This is a genomic window from Candidatus Pelagibacter ubique HTCC8051 (genome assembly GCF_000472605.1).
Classification (GTDB): Bacteria; Pseudomonadota; Alphaproteobacteria; order Pelagibacterales; family Pelagibacteraceae; genus Pelagibacter; species Pelagibacter communis_B.
This window is the reverse complement of the sequence record NZ_KI421440.1, coordinates 250,749-269,778: the sequence shown is the minus strand read 5'-3', so window position 1 is coordinate 269,778 and position 19,030 is coordinate 250,749. Positions and strand designations below refer to the sequence as shown.

The 19,030-nt window shown below is 30.4% G+C and carries 16 protein-coding genes and 1 riboswitch; of the genes, 4 read left to right on the top strand and 12 right to left on the bottom strand.

Features of this window, described 5'->3' with window-relative positions; all coding sequences use genetic code 11:
* The first annotated feature begins 2 nt into the window (after positions 1-2).
* The 3 genes from F754_RS0101385 to F754_RS0101375 are packed head-to-tail and all read left to right on the top strand — an operon-like array spanning position 3 to position 5,883.
* Positions 3-1,658, top strand: coding sequence for an NAD(P)H-dependent oxidoreductase subunit E (locus tag F754_RS0101385; RefSeq protein ID WP_023648129.1), 1,656 nt, complete (start codon positions 3-5; stop codon positions 1,656-1,658).
* A complete protein-coding gene (gene fdhF / locus F754_RS0101380) occupies positions 1,658-4,426 on the top strand; it encodes a formate dehydrogenase subunit alpha (RefSeq protein ID WP_023648128.1) in 2,769 nt (922 codons plus the stop codon). The genes F754_RS0101385 and fdhF overlap by 1 nt, the downstream gene beginning before the upstream one ends.
* A gap of 5 nt (positions 4,427-4,431) precedes the next feature.
* Complete coding sequence (locus tag F754_RS0101375) at positions 4,432-5,883, top strand: YdiU family protein (protein ID WP_023648127.1); 1,452 nt, start codon at positions 4,432-4,434, stop codon at positions 5,881-5,883.
* 1 nt (position 5,884) lies between these two features.
* On the opposite strand, the gene F754_RS0101370 is transcribed toward F754_RS0101375, so the two are convergent.
* Together F754_RS0101370 and F754_RS0101365 are read right to left on the bottom strand one after the other, a co-directional pair.
* The gene (locus tag F754_RS0101370; protein ID WP_023648126.1) at positions 5,885-6,988 is read right to left on the bottom strand and encodes an FAD-binding oxidoreductase; all 1,104 of its coding nucleotides are present in this window, start codon (positions 6,986-6,988) and stop codon (positions 5,885-5,887) included.
* A gap of 2 nt (positions 6,989-6,990) precedes the next feature.
* Entirely contained in the window at positions 6,991-7,458 is a 468-nt protein-coding gene (locus tag F754_RS0101365) for a tryptophan-rich sensory protein (protein WP_023648125.1), read from the bottom strand.
* A gap of 21 nt (positions 7,459-7,479) precedes the next feature.
* On the opposite strand from F754_RS0101365, the gene F754_RS0101360 reads away from it, so the two are divergent.
* Positions 7,480-8,238, top strand: coding sequence for an SDR family NAD(P)-dependent oxidoreductase (locus F754_RS0101360; RefSeq protein WP_023648124.1), 759 nt, complete (start codon positions 7,480-7,482; stop codon positions 8,236-8,238).
* Here F754_RS0101360 and F754_RS0101355 read toward each other — a convergent pair whose 3' ends face one another.
* The 10 genes from F754_RS0101355 to F754_RS0101310 form a co-directional block, all read right to left on the bottom strand.
* On the bottom strand, positions 8,239-8,787 hold the full coding sequence (locus F754_RS0101355) for a DUF3833 domain-containing protein (RefSeq protein WP_023648123.1): 549 nt from the start codon (positions 8,785-8,787) through the stop codon (positions 8,239-8,241).
* A gap of 18 nt (positions 8,788-8,805) precedes the next feature.
* A complete protein-coding gene (locus F754_RS0101350; protein ID WP_023648122.1) occupies positions 8,806-9,984 on the bottom strand; it encodes a cyclopropane-fatty-acyl-phospholipid synthase family protein in 1,179 nt (392 codons plus the stop codon).
* The gene (locus F754_RS0101345) at positions 9,984-10,748 is read right to left on the bottom strand and encodes a DUF1365 domain-containing protein (RefSeq protein ID WP_023648121.1); all 765 of its coding nucleotides are present in this window, start codon (positions 10,746-10,748) and stop codon (positions 9,984-9,986) included. The genes F754_RS0101350 and F754_RS0101345 overlap by 1 nt, the downstream gene beginning before the upstream one ends.
* Positions 10,741-11,985, bottom strand: a complete 1,245-nt coding sequence (locus tag F754_RS0101340; protein ID WP_023648120.1) for an FAD-dependent oxidoreductase — start codon at positions 11,983-11,985, stop codon at positions 10,741-10,743. The genes F754_RS0101345 and F754_RS0101340 overlap by 8 nt, the downstream gene beginning before the upstream one ends.
* A 12-nt stretch (positions 11,986-11,997) precedes the next feature.
* A complete protein-coding gene (gene gcvP, locus F754_RS0101335) occupies positions 11,998-14,856 on the bottom strand; it encodes an aminomethyl-transferring glycine dehydrogenase (protein ID WP_023648119.1) in 2,859 nt (952 codons plus the stop codon).
* Position 14,857: 1 nt separating this feature from the next.
* Positions 14,858-15,238 carry a glycine cleavage system protein GcvH gene (gcvH, locus tag F754_RS0101330; RefSeq protein ID WP_023648118.1) on the bottom strand — a complete coding sequence of 127 codons (381 nt, stop codon included), beginning with the start codon at positions 15,236-15,238 and terminating at the stop codon, positions 14,858-14,860.
* Positions 15,238-16,341, bottom strand: a complete 1,104-nt coding sequence (gene gcvT / locus F754_RS0101325; protein ID WP_023648117.1) for a glycine cleavage system aminomethyltransferase GcvT — start codon at positions 16,339-16,341, stop codon at positions 15,238-15,240. Before gcvT ends, gcvH begins: the two co-directional genes overlap by 1 nt.
* Positions 16,342-16,418: 77 nt before the next feature.
* Positions 16,419-16,508: riboswitch (glycine riboswitch) on the bottom strand.
* A gap of 23 nt (positions 16,509-16,531) precedes the next feature.
* A complete protein-coding gene (locus F754_RS0101320) occupies positions 16,532-17,410 on the bottom strand; it encodes a DMT family transporter (protein WP_023648116.1) in 879 nt (292 codons plus the stop codon).
* On the bottom strand, positions 17,410-18,354 hold the full coding sequence (locus F754_RS0101315) for a biotin-dependent carboxyltransferase family protein (RefSeq protein WP_023648115.1): 945 nt from the start codon (positions 18,352-18,354) through the stop codon (positions 17,410-17,412). Before F754_RS0101315 ends, F754_RS0101320 begins: the two co-directional genes overlap by 1 nt.
* The gene (locus F754_RS0101310; protein WP_023648114.1) at positions 18,347-19,021 is read right to left on the bottom strand and encodes an allophanate hydrolase subunit 1; all 675 of its coding nucleotides are present in this window, start codon (positions 19,019-19,021) and stop codon (positions 18,347-18,349) included. The genes F754_RS0101315 and F754_RS0101310 overlap by 8 nt, the downstream gene beginning before the upstream one ends.
* Positions 19,022-19,030 lie beyond the last annotated feature (9 nt).

Genomic DNA, 19,030 nt, shown 5'->3' with positions numbered 1-19,030 from the left:
TTGTGTCAAAAAATATAAGTAATTTATCAGGAAGAATTGGCTTAAAAGATAACCTATTTAAGCAAATATCTGAAAATACTCTAAGTGATACCCCAAAAGATATAAAAGAAATTGCTAAAGAGTATAACCTAGGTGTTTCCACTCTTCATGGCGCTGAAAGTTTCTACGAATTTTTAAGACCTTCACACAGAGAAAAAAAAGCGTTTGTTTGTAATGGAAGTGCTTGCATGTGTGCTGGAACTCAAGAAAAATTAAAAGATACTTTAAAAGAAAAATTGGGTGATGATAAAGTTGGAGAAATGTTTTGCTTAGGACATTGCTATGAAAATAATGCCTTTCATTATGATGGTGAAAATTATGCAGGTAAAGACATTGAAAAAATTGATCAAATTTTAAAAGGTGAAGAAATTAAACAAGATAAATTTTTTTCAAAAAGTTATGCCACAACAAGCTTTTTAATGGATGATAAATTATCTTCTACTGAACAATTTAAAAATCAATTAAATAAATTTTTAAAAACTGATAAACAAGAAATTATTAAATCTCTACTAGACTCTAATCTTACAGGAAGAGGTGGTGCTGGTTTTCCAACTGGAATGAAATGGGATTTTTGTAGTAAAGCAAAAGGAGATAAAAAATATGTACTATGTAATGCAGACGAGGGTGACTCTGGTGCATTTTCAGATAGATACTTATTAGAAGATCAACCACTAAAAGTTATCTTTGGTATGGTTCTTTGTGGAATGGTAATTGGAAGTGATGAAGGTGTCTTATACATAAGGGGAGAATATCCAAAATCTATAGAAGCCATCAATGGCTGTATTAATGAGTTAAAAAAATTAAATTTATTAGGCAATAATATTTTAGGAACTGATTTTTCTTTTGATTTAGGTATTTGTATTGGTCAAGGTGCTTACATTTGTGGAGAAGAAACAGCTTTGATTGCATCTATAGAAGGAAGACGTGCAGAAGTAGATGTTAGACCTCCATTTCCAGTAACTGAAGGCTTATATAAAAAACCTACAGTGGTTAACAATGTTGAAACCTTAGCTGCTGCAACTGGTATTTTAATAAATGGGCCAGAAAAATTTGCAGCAATAGGAAATAAAAAGTCTGCAGGAACTAAACTTGTTTGTCTTGATAGTTTTTTTAACAATCCTGGTGTTTACGAAATAGATATGGGAACCCCTATGAAAAAAATATTTAATGAAATTGGTGGAGGGTATAAAGAACCAGTTAAAGCATTTCAAGTTGGTGGTCCACTAGGAGGTGTGGTACCATTAAGTGAAATTGATAATTTAAATTTAGATTTTCAAGAATTTACAGCTAAAGGTTTTATGTTAGGGCATGCAAGTGTTGTCAGTATTCCAAAAGATTTTTCAATGTCTGAATATATTCATCATTTATTTGAATTTTCAGCAGAAGAATCGTGTGGTAAATGCTTTCCCGGAAGACTTGGTTCATACAGAGGTAAAGAAATGTTTGACCAAGCAAGGAAAGGAACTGCTAAAATACCCCTTAAATTACTAAACGAATTGCTTGTAACAATGCAAAAAGGCTGTTTATGTGCTCTTTGTGGAGCAATTCCTACTCCAATAATGAATATTCTTAAGTACTTTGGTGACGAAATGAAAAATGATATGATGAAAGATAATTAATGAGTTCTGAAAAAAGAAAAATAGCTTACATCGATGGTAAACCATATGAAATTGGTGCTAATCACACATCTATATTAAAATTTGTTAAAAGCTATGTTGGAGAAAAAAAAGTTCCAACTCTTTGTGATGATCCAAATTTAGCTCCTTATGGTGCGTGTAGAGTTTGTTCAGTTGAAGTCGCTTTGGAAAAAGATGGCCCAACAAGAATGGTTGCTTCCTGTCATACTCCAGTTGCTGAAAACCAACATATATTTACATCCAATGAAGCAATAACAAGTCTGAGAAAAAATATTGTTGAATTAGTTTTAACAGATCACCCTATGGAATGTGATAGTTGTGAAGTAAATAATAATTGTGAACTTCAAACAGTTGCTAATGATTTAGGTATTTCAGATCACAGATATAACAGTCCAAAACAGCATAAAGGAATTCCAAGAGATACTTCTCATGATTATATGAGAATGAACTTAGATAATTGTATTAATTGTGGAAGATGCGTTAGAGCATGTGATGAAATACAAGGATCATTTGTTTTAACAATGAGTGGGAGAGGATTTGAATCAAAAATTACAACGGACAATGATATGATGTTTGGTGATAGTTCATGTGTTTCCTGTGGAGCCTGTGCACATACTTGCCCAACAGATGCTATCTCTGATGTATTTCAATCTAAATCTGCAGCTGTAGATAAAAAAGTTAGAACAACATGTTCATATTGTGGTGTTGGATGTAACTTAGAAGCATCAATTAAAGATGATAAAGTTGTGGCAATTGACACACCAAAAGAAACTGAAGTAAATGCTGGACACACTTGTATTAAAGGTAGATATGCATTTAGTTTTTATGATCATCCAGATAGATTGAAAACACCATTAATTAAAAGAAACGGTAAATTTGAAGAAGCATCATGGGATGAAGCATATGATTTTATCAAAAAAGAAATGAATAGAATTACAAATGATAATGGTCCAGATGCATTTGCTGGAATTTCATCTGCTAGATGTACTAATGAAGAAAACTATATATTTCAAAAGATGATTAGAGCTGCTGTTGGAACTAACAGTGTTGATTGTTGTGCGCGTATTTGTCATTCACCGACAGCATGGGGAATGCAACAAACATTTGGAACAGGTGCCGCAACAAATTCTACTGAGGATATTTACCATGCAGATTGTTTTATAGTGATTGGAGCAAATCCAACAAACGCACACCCAGTAACTGGTGCAAAAATAAAACAACAAGTTATGAAAGGTAAAAAATTAATTGTCCTTGATCCTGTTACTACTGAGTTAGCAAAACTTGCAGACTATCACATAAAATTAAGACCAGGCACTAACGTAGCTGTTTTAAATATGATGTTACATTTTATTGTTAAATCAAAACTCTATAATGCAGATTTCGTAAGAGACAGAACTGAAGGATTTGATAATTTTCTTAAGGAAATTGAGAGACAAGACGTAGATTATTTAGCAAATGTCGCTGGTGTGGATAAACAAATGGTTAAAGAAGCAGCAATTGCTTACGCAACAGCCAAAAACTCAATGGAATTTCATGGTTTAGGAGTTACAGAACAAGAACAAGGATCCAAAACTGTTATGTTAATTGCTGATCTTGCAATGATTACAGGCAATATTGGAAGAAAAGGTGTAGGTGTAAATCCACTTCGGGGACAAAATAATGTTCAAGGAGCAGCTGATATGGGTTGTCAACCACATCAAGGAGCTGGGTACTTCGAGGTTGCTGATGAAAAAAATCAAAAATTTTATACAGAGAAATATGGTGTAACTCATCCAACAAAACCAGGTTTAAAAATTCCACAAATGTTTGAGGCAGCAATTGATAAAGAATTAAAAGGTTTGTGGATTATTGGAGAAGATATTGTTCAAACAGATCCTAATAGCGCTCATGTTGTTGAAGCAATGAATTCATTAGAACTTTTAGTAGTTCAAGAAATATTTATGAGTGAAACGGCAAAACTTGCAACTGTTGTATTGCCAGGAACTACTTTTCTTGAAAAAGATGGCACTTTCACAAATACAGAAAGAAGAATTCAAAGAGTTAACAGAGCTGTTCCACCATTACCAGGTACAAAACCAGATGGTGTTATAGTAACAGATATGATGCAAAAATTAGGTTTCGATCAACCTACTTATGATGCAGACAAAATGCTAAAAGAAATAGCAGATGTGGTTCCTTTCTTCAAAGGTGTTACAAGAGAGAGACTTGGTAAACTTGGTCTGCAATGGCCAGTTCAAGAAGATGGAACTGATACGCAAATACTTCATACCGAAACATTTAAATTGGGAAAAGGGCAACTAAAAAATTTCGATTGGAAAGAGTCTACTGAAATACAAACAAATAAAAAAGAATATCCTTTGATCTTAACAACAAGTAGAGTTTTACAGCATTACAATGCGGCCACAATGACTAGGAGAACAAAAAACATCAATATTGTTGATGAAGATGTTCTTTTAATTCATCCTAAAGATGCAGAACATAGAGATATTAATACTGGTGATATTGGAAGACTATACTCTGGAAGAGGTGAGGTTGCTTTAAAAGTTGAAGTGACAGATAAAGTTAAAGAAGGAATTGTATTCACAACATTCCACTTTCCAGAACATATGGTTAATATGGTTACTGGCCATGGTAAAGATGAAGAAACTATGTGTGCTGAATATAAGGTGTCATCAGTAGAAGTACAAAAAATTTCAAACCAGTTTAAAACAGAAGTTAAACCTAAAGAACATCAAGCTGAAGTTAATTAATTAAAATGACCATTGGTTGGCATTTTGATAATACATATGCAAAATTACCTAAAACATTTATAGAAAAAATAAAACCAACTCCTGTACATGATCCAAATTTAGTAATTTTAAATAAAGAATTAGCTGAAGATTTAAACTTAGATTTTTCAAAAATAGACAATAAAGATTTAGCAAAACTATTTTCAGGTAACGTTCTACCAGGTGATACCAGTACAATTGCTCAAGCATATGCTGGACATCAATTTGGACATTTTACTATGCTTGGAGATGGAAGAGCAGTTCTTTTAGGTGAACATTTAGTTAATAATACCAAACGTTTTGACATACAGTTCAAGGGTTCTGGTCGAACTTCTTTTTCAAGAAATGGTGATGGTCGTGCAGTTTTAGGACCAATGCTAAGAGAGTACATAATTAGTGAAGCAATTCATGCTTTGAAAATTCCTACCACGAGAAGTTTAGCTGTGGTTAGCACTGGAGAAAAAGTCATAAGAGAAAATTTATTACCTGGTGCGGTATTAACTAGAGTAGCCTCAAGTCACATAAGAGTTGGAACTTTTCAATATATTGCAGCCAAACAAAATCTAAATTATTTGATTACATTAGTAGATTACACAATTAAGAGGCATTACCCAGAAATTCAATCTTCTAACAATAAAGCATTAGATCTTTTAAATCTTGTTATGGAAAAACAATGCCAACTTGTTGTTGATTGGATGCGAGTAGGCTTCATTCATGGAGTAATGAATACTGATAATATGACTTTATCAGGTGAAACTATTGATTATGGTCCATGTGCATTTATGGATCATTACGATCCAAAAACTGTTTTTAGCTCAATAGATAAATTTGGAAGATATTCCTTTTCAAATCAGCCACCTATTACTAAATGGAACTTAGCAAGATTAGCTGAATGTTTGATACCATTAATTGACAAGAATGAAGATACGGCAATTAAAATAGCGACAGAAATTATTGATAATTTTCAAAATATTTATGAATTAAAATGGCTTAATATGATGAGGGATAAACTTGGCTTATTTGGCGAAGATAAGAACGATATAAAGCTAATTAATAATTTATTAAATTGGATGGAAACAAATCAAGCTGATTATACCAATACGTTTTGTTATTTAATGAACATTAATTCTATTAAAAATGAGGTATACAAAGATAAAAATTTTATAGACTGGTTTAAGAATTGGCAAAAACGAATTTTGATCAATGGTGGGTCTCAAGAAAATTCTTTAGAACTTATGAAAAAAAATAACCCTATTGTTATTCCTCGAAATCATAAAGTAGAAGAAGCTTTAGAGGCTGCGAATAACAATGAACTTAAACCAATGAATAATTTATTATCTATTTTAAAAAAACCTTATGTAAAACAAGGTAATATAGAAGATTTTCAAGTCCCTGCCCCAATATCTGGAGAAAAATATCAAACTTTTTGTGGTACTTAAACTATAAAACGTATGGTTCAGGCCTGGCGCTATTTCCAAGCACTCTTTCAACTGCAAAATCACTAATATCAATTGTCTGGTACGATCCAGTTGTTATTAATTCAGTTAATGCTCTACCAATTCCTGGGGCTTGCATTAAACCTCTGCCAGTAAAACCGGATGCCATATAAACATTATCAAACTTTGGATGCTTACCTACAACTGCATTGTTATCTAGTTTATTACAATCATAGTAACCTGCCCAACCACCAGTAAGTTTTAATTCTTCAAATGCTGGTATTCTTTGTGCTAATGCAGGCCATACTAGTTCTTCAAAATCATTCCAGGCTGGCTCTAAATCTGTAGCATCAAAAACTGAATTTGGTGATCCTGCTAAGTACTCTCCACCCTCTGGTCTCCAATAAACTCCCGTTGTTAAATCACCTGATAAAGGCATTTCTTTTATATATTTTGGGCATTTAACTCTGAAAACAGTATGTTTTTGAGGAACTACTGGAATATCTTCTAACAGTTCTTTAGTCCAACATCCTGCTGCAGATACTATTGTTTTAGCTTTAATTTCAGAAATACTTTTTACTTCACCTTTGATAAATTCAGCTCCAAGTTCTATTGCCTTGCTTTTAAGAGCGCTATGAAACATAAATGGATCAATCCACCCTTCGCTTTGATTATCGGTGTAAGTTGCTGTTTCGATACCTTCACTATTTATATATGGAAAAACTTTAGATAATTCTGAACCTTTAATATTTTTTGTTCCAGCTTCACACTCTTTATGATTTTCTAAAGCTCTATATTGTTCTTCAGCATGTTCAGGACCAAACATCAATAAATATCCATTGGTGACCATACTTGCAGTAGGGTTAGGATTTTTTTCAGTTTTTAAAAGATCTGGAATTTGAAAGATAAACTCTCTAGCAAACTTACCAAGTAAAATATTTTCTTTTTGAAAAAATTGTCTTCTAAATCCACCTAATGATAATGGAAAAGAAGCAGTTTTATAAGTTGGGTCTCTTTCAATTACTTTTACTTTTCTACCTTCCTTAGATAAAAAATAGGCTGTAGCTGCACCTATTATACCACCACCAATTACTACAACATCATCCATAATTAATTTAAAATTATTAAACTAATATTTAGAGTTAGTGCAAAGCAACACCAAAGTAAATATGGAATCATTAAATAAGCACTAATCATCTTGACGCGTCTAAAACTTAAAATGAGATTGATTATCAATGCGATTAATATGATTAATACAACTAAAGCCAAAATCATGTTATGAAATGCAAAAAAAGTTATACTCCAAGTTGCATTAAAAACTAAGTGTATAAAATAGATGTAAATTGTACTCATTTCTCTATTTCTAGTGTGCCAATAAAGCCATATCGAAATAGTCATCATAAAGTACAAAATAGTCCAAACAGGACCAAACACCCAATCAGGTGGATTAAATATTGGCTTATTTAATAATGAATACCAAGGATTCATAAAATTAATTGTGGCTAAACCTCCAATTAAGGAAGCAGAAAAAGTAATGAGAAGAAACAGTATAAATGTTAATAATTTATTTTTAATCATGTTAATAATACATAACAAAAAATGAGCAAAAAAACTATTTGGATAACTGGTGGTAGTACTGGAATTGGTAGATCTTTAGCAATTAAGTTTGCAAGTAAGGGTTGGAATGTAGCTGTATCAGCAAGAAGATTAGAATTATTAAACGAACTTTCAAATACTTACGAAAATATTTCTGCTTTTCCTCTTGATGTGACGGATAAATTAAAATGCAAAGAAGTATTTAATGAAATTAAAAACAAGTTTGAAAATATAGATATATGTTTTTTTTCAACTGGCACATGGAATCCTAAAAAAGAAAAAGATATTGATATTGAACAAATGGAAGATGTGTTTAAAGTAAATTTTTTTGGAACTGTAAACAGTATCAAGGCTGTTGAAGAATATTTCAGGAATAAAAAAAGTGGCATAATTACTATAGTTTCATCTATAGCTGGTTATAGAGGATTACCAAACTCAACAGGATACGGACCATCTAAATCAGCTTTAAACAACTTAGCTGAAAGTTTATATTTTGATTTTAAAAGATATAATGTGCGTGTTTGCTTAGTTTCTCCAGGTTTTATTAAAACACCGATGACAGATAAAAATGATTTTAAAATGCCATTTTTAAAAACACCAGAATATGCCGCTGACCAAATTTATAATGGTTTAATTAACAAAAATATATTTGAAATACATTTTCCAAAAGCACTGACAATTACTTTAAAACTTTTAAGTTTTTTACCAAGTAAAGTTTATTTTGGTTTAATTGGTAGAATGACAAAATATCAAAAAAAATAATTAATCTTTAACAAATACAACAGTTAACTCTGCAACTTTAAATCCAAATTTTGTCATAGTAGCTCTATTAATTGCAACTCTGTCATCTTGTTTAAAAATCCAATCATCAAATGTAATTTTCATCTCTTTACCTTTGACTGGGACTAATAAAACATATTCAAATTTAAAAGCTGGTCCATAGGAATAACCTTTAGCTTTTCCAACAACATCACCTGCTGTACCTTCATAATTATGTTCATCTATTTTATTAATTGTCCATTCTCTATCTTGAACCTCACCATCATCCCAATTAAATTTTTCTTTTAAGATTAATTGTTTGCCGTTCCATGAGCCATTTAAATCAGCAGAAAACTGTCTTGTAACTTTTCCAGATCTATTTTGTAGTACACCCCAAGCTTTTACATTTCCTGTCATATATTCCTCAATGACTAATCTTGGCTCTTTATTTTTAAAATCTTCTGGTTTCATAGCGCTATTATTTGAACAACTTGTAATTAAGAATGTTGAAATTATCAATAAAATAGATCTAATTATATTTATATGACGCATTAGTATCTCCTTTTTGCATTATTTGTTCTGAAGTGAAAATTGAATTAAGTCAATATTTTTTGATTTAAACCCTGCTTCACAATATGAAAGATAAAATTCCCACATTCTTTTGAAGGTTAAATCAAATCCTTGATCTTTAATTAAACTCCACTTTTTATTAAATTCTTCTCTCCATATTGCAAGTGTATCTGCATAATGATCAGCATATGAAATATATGAATTCACGCTAAGTCCATTCTTGGATACAAGTTTATTGATGGTATTTTTATTTGGTAAAAAACCACCTGGAAAAATATATTTTTGAATAAAATCTTGTTTATTTCTATACCTATCGTAAAGACTATCATCGATTGTAATGGCTTGTATGGCAGCTTTACCCCCATCAGACAGATTATCTTTTATAGTTTTAAAATAACTTTCCAAATAATTTTGGCCAACTGCTTCAATCATTTCAATAGATGCTATAGAATTATATTTACTGTTTAAATCCCTATAATCTTTAATTTCAATATTTACTTTTTCATTAAGACCACAATTATGAATTCTCTCTTTTGCATATTCAAATTGTTTTTTCGAAATAGTAATACAATCTAATTTAACATCATAATTTTTACCTAAATATTCAGCAAATCCACCCCATCCACAACCTATCTCTAAAACCTTATCTCCACTACTCGGTTGAATTAAATTAATTAATCTTTGATATTTGTTGTTTTGAGCTTGAGCTAAATCTTTATTTTGCTCGTCAAATATTGCACTGGAATAAGTGAGTGTCTTATCAAGCCAAAGTGAAAAGAAATCATTTCCAAGATCATAGTGTTTTGCAATATTCTCCTTACTTCTACTTTTTGTATTTTTAACAAATTTATTTTTAATAAAGTTTAAAAATTTTAAATCTAATACTCCTGAAAACTTATGAATAATATTAATATTTCTTGCTGCTAATTCAATCAGATTAGATAGATTACTCGTTTCAAACTCATTTCTCATATAGCATTCTGCTAGCCCAACACTGCCACCTTTAATCAAATTATAGTTAAGAGCAGAAGATTTTATTTTCAAATCTGCTTTGAGCTTATCATCGTGATTTCCAAATTTTAAAACTTCGCCAGATATAGAGGTGATCTCTAAATAACCAATGCTTGTTCTTTTAAGAATATTAAAAATAATTTTGTCAGCAATTTTATGTAAAATCATTAATTTTCAATTGTTATATTATTTTTAATTTTAATTTTTTTTTTTATGAACTTAATTCCTTTTGCCCATAATTTAAACGCTTCAAAATGTATCGCTAAAATAATTTTAAATGTCATTATTGGGTGTTTTAAGTAAGATTTAATTAAATATTTTGTGTTAAAATCACTCCTAACTCCATCTTGAGAAGCATAAAGGATTTTATCTTCATTATCGTATTGATCAATTACAACTGAGATTTTATTTCCTGGTTTTAATAACCTAAAAAAATAATTACAATTCATTTCAATAAATGGTGATACATGAAATTTTTTTGTACAGTTGTTTTGTATCAAATTAGAGTCTTTTGCTACTTTAAAAATATATGTATGCTGTTCATCAAATGTATTCTTAACTTCATATAAAATTGAAATTAATTGATCCTTTGAATTATAAACATAAAAAACACTTAAAGGATTAAAAACAAATCCAAAAATTCTTGGATAACATAAAATTTTTATTTTAATATTATTAACTTGAATATTATTTTTTTCTAAATTTTTTTTTACCCATAATTTAAGTGAAGAACCATCTCTTTCACCATGATCTTTTTCATAAAAACTTATTAAATTAAATTTATTGAAAGAAAAAAAATTAACCTTTTTATCTAATATTTCTAATTCAGAAAGATCTATTAACAGAGAAAAAACTTTATATTTAAAATAGTGAACTTTAGGCTTAAACCTTTTATGAACTACATGTCCGTTGTAAATTGCTGAGTTAATCATTTAAGGTTTTAAGCATTTCTATAGAAGATTTTATTCCATCTTCGTGAAATCCGTAACCAAAATAACTTCCAGTAAATAAAGTATTATTAACATTTTGAATTGATTTTAAATTAGACTGATTTTGTAATGCATTTTCATCATAATATGGGTGAGTAAAGCTAATTTCATTGAATACTTTATTCTGATCTATTTCATAAAATGGGTTTATGGTTAAAAAGATGTTTTTATCAATTTTTAAATTCTGTAATTGATTAAGCCAATATGTAACTGATGAATTTTCATTATTATCAGGGCTTAATGAAGAATTCCATGAACACCAAGCATTTTTATTTTTTGGCATTACGCTTTCGTCAGAATGTACAACAGCCTTATTTGGTTTATATTTAAAATTACTTAAAATCTTCTTCTCTTTATCTGAAATATCTGAAATAATTTTTAAACTTTCATCCGCGTGTGATGCTAGAACAACTTTGTCATAAGTAAAAAATTCACTTTCTGAACCATAATAAATTTTAACACCATTACTATTTCTTATAATTTTGTTAATTTCATAATTCTTGAAATATTCGCCACTAATTTTGGAAAGTATTTTGCTAACATAAGTTTTACTTCGATTGGTAACTGTAAACCATTGTGGTCTATTTTTAAGTTTAAATAATCCATGATTTTTAAAAAAATTTAAAAAGAATACTAGTGGCATTTGTGAGGCTTCATATGGTGGCATAGACCATATAGCTGAGACCATAGGTATAATATGATAATTAATAAAATATTTGGATTTTCCAATTTTTTTTAAGTACTCACCTAAAGTAATCTTATCTAATGAGTTTGAATCTAATTTTTCACAATTCTTATAAAAACTAATAATTTCAAAAAACATTTTTATAAATTTTATATTTAATAAATTTCCTCTATTTGAAAAAATGCCATTTAAACCTTTGCCACAATATTCAATATTTGTATCTTTGACAGTAACTGAGAATGACATATCACTTTTCTCAATTTCAATTTCATTCTCTTTAAAAAAATTTATTAAATTTGGATATGTGACTTTATTGAAAACCATAAAACCAATATCAACAGCAACTTTTTCGTTATCATTAAACTTAACATCTAGTGTGTATGAATGACCACCAAAGCGATCCTGTTTTTCAAAAAGATCAACTTTATGTTTTTTTGAAAGATAATATGCAGAACTTAATCCAGATATACCTGATCCGATTACAGCAATTTTCATTAATAAATTATTCTATGCAGCAGTATCTTTATATTCATCTATTGATGGACATGAACATACAAGGTTTTTATCTCCATAGACATTATCAACTCTCGCAACAGGTGGCCAGTACTTAATCTGTCTTAAAAACTCTGATGGGTAAGCTGCTTCCTCTCTTTCATACTTATGTTCCCACGTGTTGGCAATAAGCTCAACATGAGTATGAGGTGAGTTTTTAATTGGATTGTCAACTTTATCGTATTCTCCTGATTTTACTTTATCAATTTCTTCTTTAATTTTTTTTAAAGTATTACAGAACCTGTCGATTTCTTGTAAGCCTTCGCTCTCCGTTGGTTCAATCATCATAGTTCCTGCTACCGGCCATGACATAGTTGGAGCATGAAAACCAAAATCAATTAATCTCTTTGCTATATCTTCTTCAGTAATACCTGTTTCTGATTTAATTTTTCTAATATCAATAATGCATTCATGAGCCACATTCCCGTTTTTACCTTTGTACAATATTGGGAACGCATCTTTTAATTTGTGAGCAACATAATTTGCATTTAAAATGGCTACTTGTGACGCTTTTTTAAGTCCCTCTGAACCCATCATTTTTATATACATCCAAGATATAGATAAAATACTAGAGCTTCCCCATGGTGCTGCAGAAACTGCACCCATACCTGTTACAGGTCCACAATCTTTTATTACTGAATGATTTGGTAAATAAACTTCTAAATGTCTCTTACATGCGATAGGTCCCATACCTGGTCCTCCACCACCATGTGGAATACAAAATGTTTTGTGTAAATTTATATGACAAACATCGGGACCAAACCTTCCTGGTTTTGCAATTCCAACAAGTGCATTTAAATTAGCACCATCCATGTAAACTTGCCCACCATTTTCATGAATGAGCTCACATATTTCAGAAATTTTTTCTTCAAAAACACCATGAGTAGATGGATATGTAACCATTAATGCTGCAAGATTTTCTGAATGAGTTTTTGCTTTTTCTTTCAAATCTTCAATATCAACATTTCCATGTTCATCACATTTTATAACTACCACTTTCATTCCAACCATTTGTGCACTAGCCGGGTTTGTTCCATGTGCAGAGCTTGGTATTAGACAAACATTTCTATTCTTATCTCCATTATTTTCATGAAATTTTTTGATAACCATCAAGCCTGCAAACTCTCCTTGGGCACCAGCATTTGGTTGCAAAGACACTCCTGAAAACCCAGTGATTGATCTAAGCCAATTTTTTAAGTCAGTAAACAATGTTCTGTATCCCTCCATTTGTTCTACTGGAGCAAAAGGATGTGGTTCGGAAAACTCTCTCCATGTAACTGGAATCATTTCTGCAACTGCATTTAACTTCATTGTGCAAGAACCTAAAGCTATCATAGATCTATTAAGAGCTATATCGGCGTCTTCTAACTTTTTAAGATATCTAAGCATATCTGTTTCAGAATGATAACTATTGAAAACAGGATGAGTTAAATACTCTGATGTTCTTAATAAATTTTTAGGTAAATTACTTAGATTTTCATTTAAATTTTCCTTAATCGCTTCTGAACAATTAAAAATTTTTAATAACTGATTAGCTCTATAAACATTTTTTCTCTCATCAAATGCAACCGAAAGCATTTCAGAATTAACTTTTCTTATATTTACATTTTGTCGTAGTGCGTTTCTAAAAATTGAATCTGTTTTATCTAAAGTTTTAATTGTTACAGTATCAAAGAAATGGTCCGAATATAATTCATAACCAGATTGTTTGATTTTATCTGCAAAATTTTTAGCTAATTGAGATGTATTTTCTGCAATTTTTTTTAAACCATCAGGTCCATGATAAATTGCATATGCAGCAGATACAATTGCAAGTAAAGCTTGAGCTGTACAAATGTTACTTGTCGCTTTATCTCTTCTTATATGCTGTTCTCTTGTTTGAAGTGAAAGTCTGTATGCTTTGTTTCCATGTCTGTCTACAGAAACACCAATAATTCGACCTGGCATAGATCTTTTATATTCATCTTTAGTTGCAAAGAAGCCAGCGTGTGGACCTCCATATCCCATCGGAATTCCAAATCTTTGTGAACTTCCAACGGCAATATCCGCTCCTAATTCAGCTGGTGTCTTCAGCTTAGCTAAAGCTAATAAATCACAAACCAATACAGCTTTTCCATTATTTTTGTGAATTTTGCTTATAGCCTCGCTTGGATCTTTAATATCTCCAAGAGTTCCAGGATACTGTAATATTCCACATACAATGTCATCTTTAATATCTGTTGTCTCATCACCTACCATAACAGTTAAACCTAAAGGCTCTGCTCTAGTTTTTATGACATCAATAGTTTGCGGATGACAATCTTTCGATACAAAAACAATATTAGAGTCATTTTTACAAATTCTGTAACTCAAACCAACAGCTTCAGCTGCTGCTGTTCCTTCATCTAATAAAGAAGCATTTGCAATATCTAAACCTGTAAAATCAATTATCATTTGTTGAAAATTTAACAACATTTCAAGTCTGCCTTGAGCAACCTCTGGCTGATATGGAGTGTAAGAAGTATACCATCCAGGATTCTCTAAAATATTTCTTAAAATTACGTAAGGAGTGTAAGTACCATAATACCCCATACCAATAAAATTTGAATAAATTCTATTTTGTTTAGAAATAACTTTTAACTTTCTCAAAGCTTCATATTCAGAATTTGGTTCACCAATCCCAAGATCTTCTTTAAGTAAGATTTTTTCAGGAACAGTTTTAGAAATTAAGTCATCTAAACTATCAAAACCAAGCTCATTTAGCATTTTTTGTTGATCTGCCATTGATGGACCAATGTGTCTTTTAATAAAATCTTTTTGAGAACTTTTAAGCATTTTAATTTCCACTCTCCTTTGCAAATTTGTCGTACTCTTCTTTATTCATTAAACTATCTAATTCATTACTATCTTTTATTTTTAATTTAAAGAACCAAGCTTCATTTTCTGGATCTGAATTTATCTTTCCAGGATCATCAACAATCGCTTGATTATTTTCCATTACTTCACCTGATATAGGTGTATAAACATCACTTGCAGCCTTAGTAGACTCTACAACTCCTGCATTACCATCTTTTTCAACAGATGAACCCACTTCTGGCAATTCAACAAAAACTATATCTCCAAGCATCTCAGTTGCATGTTGTGTGATACCTATTGTTCCAACATCGCCCTCTACTTTAATCCACTCATGTTCTTTAGAATATTTAACTTCGCTCATTAGTTTACTCCTTTCACATAACTTTTTTTATAAAATGGTAATCCACAAATATTTGCAGGATATTTTTTTCCTCTTACTTCCAGCAAAATTTTTGTTTCTTTTTTTGAAAACTCTTGATCAACAAAACCCATCGCTATTGGTCCATTAACGCTTGGTCCAAACGTGCCACTCGTTACTTCTCCAATCATCTGTTCGTTTTCATTAAAAATTTTAGTCTTTTCTCTAGCTATTAGTCTTCCCTCTGGTTTGATACCAATGCGAATTTTTTTAGCACCCTTTCTAATTTGGTTAATAACATTGTCAGAGCCAATAAAACCACCATTATTCAGTCTTTCCTTAGAAATTGCCCACTTGAGATTTGCCTCGATAGGAGTAGTTTCAGTACTAAGTTCGTGGCCATACAAGCAAAGACCAGCTTCAAGTCTCAATGTATCTCTTGCACCAAGGCCAATCATTTTAGAACCATTATCTAATAATTCTTTTGTAAATATTTCAGCTAAATCATTAGATATTGAGATTTCAAATCCATCTTCTCCAGTGTAACCAGATCTTGTTACGTATAATTTTTGATCTTTATATGTAAACCAATTACCAGACATAAAGTTCAGATCAGCAACTGTTTTTAAAATTTTATTTAAAATTTCAACAGATTTAGGTCCTTGTATAGCTATTAATGATCTTTGATCATCCAAAACCATTTTATATTTATCTTTTAGTAAGCTAGACAAAATTTTGAAATCATTGTCTTTACACGCAGCATTCAAAATTATTAGGAAACCATCTTCTAATTTAGTGATAATCAAGTCATCATGAACGCCAGCTTTATCATTCATTAAAAAACTATATTTAGATGAATTCAATTTTAAATTTTTAAGATCAAGTGGAAAAATTTTTTCTAAATCATTTGTCAAATTATCGTCACCATAAATAAATAGTTGTCCCATATGTGATACATCAAAAATTCCTGAATTTGCTCTTGTAAATTTATGTTCTTCAATGATTCCTGAGCTGTATTGAATTGGCATTTCATAACCAGCAAACTCTACAAACTTTGCTTTATTATCTTGGTGAAGTTTATTTAATGATGTTTTTTTTATTTCCATACTAACTCTTTGTACCCATCTGTATATTTGCCTGAGAGTTTTGCTCCTTCGGCGAGAACTTAATCTCTTTCCAGAGTTAATATGTTACGGTCCTTTTTACCTGAGAGTTTCCTGGGTAGTTGCTCCTTCGGTGCTACAAAATTTGTAGTCTCTCCCGTTAAAACATAACCTATCAATTATTTAAGAATGGTCAATGAGAAATACTTTTTTTATTCTTAACTAACATTGAATAAAACTGTATTAATACAGCAAAAAGAATTATTGCTCCACCAATTAATCCGTACATTGACGGTCTTTCGCTAACAAATACAAAAGCCCAAATAGGCCCAAGTACAGACTCTGATAACATAATAATTCCAACCATGGCAGAAGGTGTTGTTCTTGCACCTGTGGTAATAAAAATAAAACCTAAACCAACTTGAAAACAACCAGCTAAAAAACCTAAAAATATATCATGAGGTGAAATCATAATCTTTGTTGATAAAAGATAACCAACTAAACAAGAACATATTCCAGCAACAAATTGGGCAGGAACCATATCAACTGTTGGAAATTTTCTAACAATCATTATCAAAATTGCAAAAGTAATTGGCATTGTAAATGCTGCTAAATTTCCAGATAATTCACCTGGCGTTAAGGAGTTGCCAACCATTAACAAAACCCCAGTCATTGCAAGTATAATTGAAGTTAAAGTAATTGCTGAAATTTTTTCTTTTAAAAAAAAAAATCCAAATACAGCTAGAAATAAAATTTGAAGAGATATAATAAAATTAGTGTTGGCAACTGTTGTGTTATACATTGCAAAAACATAACTACAAAAACCGAAAGATAAAATAATTCCACCTATAAAGCCAGGAATTCCTGAATCTTTAAAAGCTTTAAATGTTTTTTTTCTATAGCTAATGATTAAAAAAGCTAAGACTGTTAATGAAAAAAATAAGGATCTCCAAAATAATATTTGCCATAAGGTTGCTCCCTCAAAAGATTTTACAATTAACCCACCAAAACTTAAACTACAAGCGCCAAGAAATACTAGTAAAGGTCCTGGAAGTTTTGTAATTATGTTCATTAAATTTGTGAAAGTAAATTCTGAGTTTCCATCTCATACAACTTAAATAAAGTTTCCGCATCAGATAATTCAATCTCTTTAAACTTTATTTTAGATCCAGGTGATATTTGAACTAACCTGTCATAATCAACACTAGCGACAACTGCAATTTTTGGATATCCACCAATTGTTCCATGATCTGATAGCATTATAATAGGATTACCATCAGCTGGAACCTGTATAACTCCCTTCAATAGACCTTCAGATTTAATATTTGTATTTACGATGTTTTCTATTTCTGGACCTTCTAATCTCATACCCATTCTGTCAGACAGTTTTGAAACCGTAAATTCTTTTTCCAGGAAATCCTTTTTTCCTTTCTCTGAAAAATAATCAAAATTAGTTCCCTTCATTATTCTAATATTTTCTATTTTTGAATTTAGGTAATTAATTTTCTTGTTATTTAAATTTTCATTAACCTCAGAAATTTTAATTTTCTGTTCATTTTCTAATTTTTTACCACCGTTAGAACCAATATTAGCTTTTGTATTAATTGAACAACTGTCCCATTGTAATTTTAAATCAAATTTGCCTGAAATTGCTAAGTAACCATAAACGGATTTATTTGTTGAAAGAATATTTATCTCATCCTCATTTTCTAGCTGATAAGTTTCATAACAATTTCCATCAATTTCCCTACTTCTTTGCTTTATTTTAAAGATCACATCTCCAGTAATAACAATATTTATTTTATCACCGTAAAATCTTAATAATGGACCCTGATAAGCAAACTCAATCACTGGTAAATCTAGTTTATTCCCTACTAGCTTGTTAGCTAATAAGTAATTTCTATTGTCCATAGCGCCACTGAATGGAATACCTATATGATATAAATTATTTCTACCTTTATCTTGAAAAGTTGTATTTACACCAGCTCTGATGATTTCAAAATAATTCTTACTCATTATAATTTTTATATTCCTCTAGTGTTATTTGTTTAAATTTGACTGTGTCACCTGGATTTATTAAATTTGGATTTATTTCTTTTGAGCTATCAAAAACTTCAATAGGTGTATTACCTATTATATTCCATCCCCCTGGGCTTTCAAATGTGTAAATATCAGCAAACTGTTCGGTTATACCAACAGATCCCTTTGGTACTTTTACTCTAGGAGTTTCTAAACGTTGTACCCTCATGTTTTCATCTAAATCACCTAAAAAAGGCATGCCAGCAATAAATCCTGTCATGTAACAAAAAAATTCTTTATTGAAAAAATTCTCTAAAATTTTGTCTTTAGTTAAATTTAATTTATTTTCTACTCTTGTCATGTCCAAGGAAAATGAAGGATCGCAACACACAGGAATTTCAATATTTTTGTTATTTATCTTTTGTGCCTCAGCCACATCAAGTTTTTCAATTTTGTCTTTAATTTCTTTATAATTTGTTACTTTAAGATCATATGAAATAATCAATTTATTATATGAAGGTGTAAGATTGTTAATTCCTTCAATATTTATTTCCTTGATAGTGTTAAAATATTTAATTACTTCAGAGTTAATCTTTTTATTAACCTCAGTTCCAAAATCACAGTAAAGAGCTGCGTCACCAAGATTTAATATATTTTTTATCATGCCATGTTA

Excerpts from the sequence above, each read along its gene's own strand:
- F754_RS0101350 (WP_023648122.1), bottom strand. The coding sequence starts at position 9,984 with ATGATTTTACATAAAATTGCTGACAAAATTATTTTTAATATTCTTAAA.
- gcvH (WP_023648118.1), bottom strand. The coding sequence starts at position 15,238 with ATGAGCGAAGTTAAATATTCTAAAGAACATGAGTGGATTAAAGTAGAG.
- gcvT (WP_023648117.1), bottom strand. The coding sequence starts at position 16,341 with ATGGAAATAAAAAAAACATCATTAAATAAACTTCACCAAGATAATAAA.
- F754_RS0101340 (WP_023648120.1), bottom strand. The coding sequence starts at position 11,985 with ATGAAAATTGCTGTAATCGGATCAGGTATATCTGGATTAAGTTCTGCA.
- F754_RS0101315 (WP_023648115.1), bottom strand. The coding sequence starts at position 18,354 with ATGAGTAAGAATTATTTTGAAATCATCAGAGCTGGTGTAAATACAACT.
- F754_RS0101360 (WP_023648124.1), top strand. The coding sequence starts at position 7,480 with ATGAGCAAAAAAACTATTTGGATAACTGGTGGTAGTACTGGAATTGGT.
- F754_RS0101355 (WP_023648123.1), bottom strand. The coding sequence starts at position 8,787 with ATGCGTCATATAAATATAATTAGATCTATTTTATTGATAATTTCAACA.
- fdhF (WP_023648128.1), top strand. The coding sequence starts at position 1,658 with ATGAGTTCTGAAAAAAGAAAAATAGCTTACATCGATGGTAAACCATAT.
- gcvP (WP_023648119.1), bottom strand. The coding sequence starts at position 14,856 with ATGCTTAAAAGTTCTCAAAAAGATTTTATTAAAAGACACATTGGTCCA.
- F754_RS0101310 (WP_023648114.1), bottom strand. The coding sequence starts at position 19,021 with ATGATAAAAAATATATTAAATCTTGGTGACGCAGCTCTTTACTGTGAT.
- F754_RS0101345 (WP_023648121.1), bottom strand. The coding sequence starts at position 10,748 with ATGATTAACTCAGCAATTTACAACGGACATGTAGTTCATAAAAGGTTT.
- F754_RS0101375 (WP_023648127.1), top strand. The coding sequence starts at position 4,432 with ATGACCATTGGTTGGCATTTTGATAATACATATGCAAAATTACCTAAA.
- F754_RS0101320 (WP_023648116.1), bottom strand. The coding sequence starts at position 17,410 with ATGAACATAATTACAAAACTTCCAGGACCTTTACTAGTATTTCTTGGC.
- F754_RS0101365 (WP_023648125.1), bottom strand. The coding sequence starts at position 7,458 with ATGATTAAAAATAAATTATTAACATTTATACTGTTTCTTCTCATTACT.
- F754_RS0101370 (WP_023648126.1), bottom strand. The coding sequence starts at position 6,988 with ATGGATGATGTTGTAGTAATTGGTGGTGGTATAATAGGTGCAGCTACA.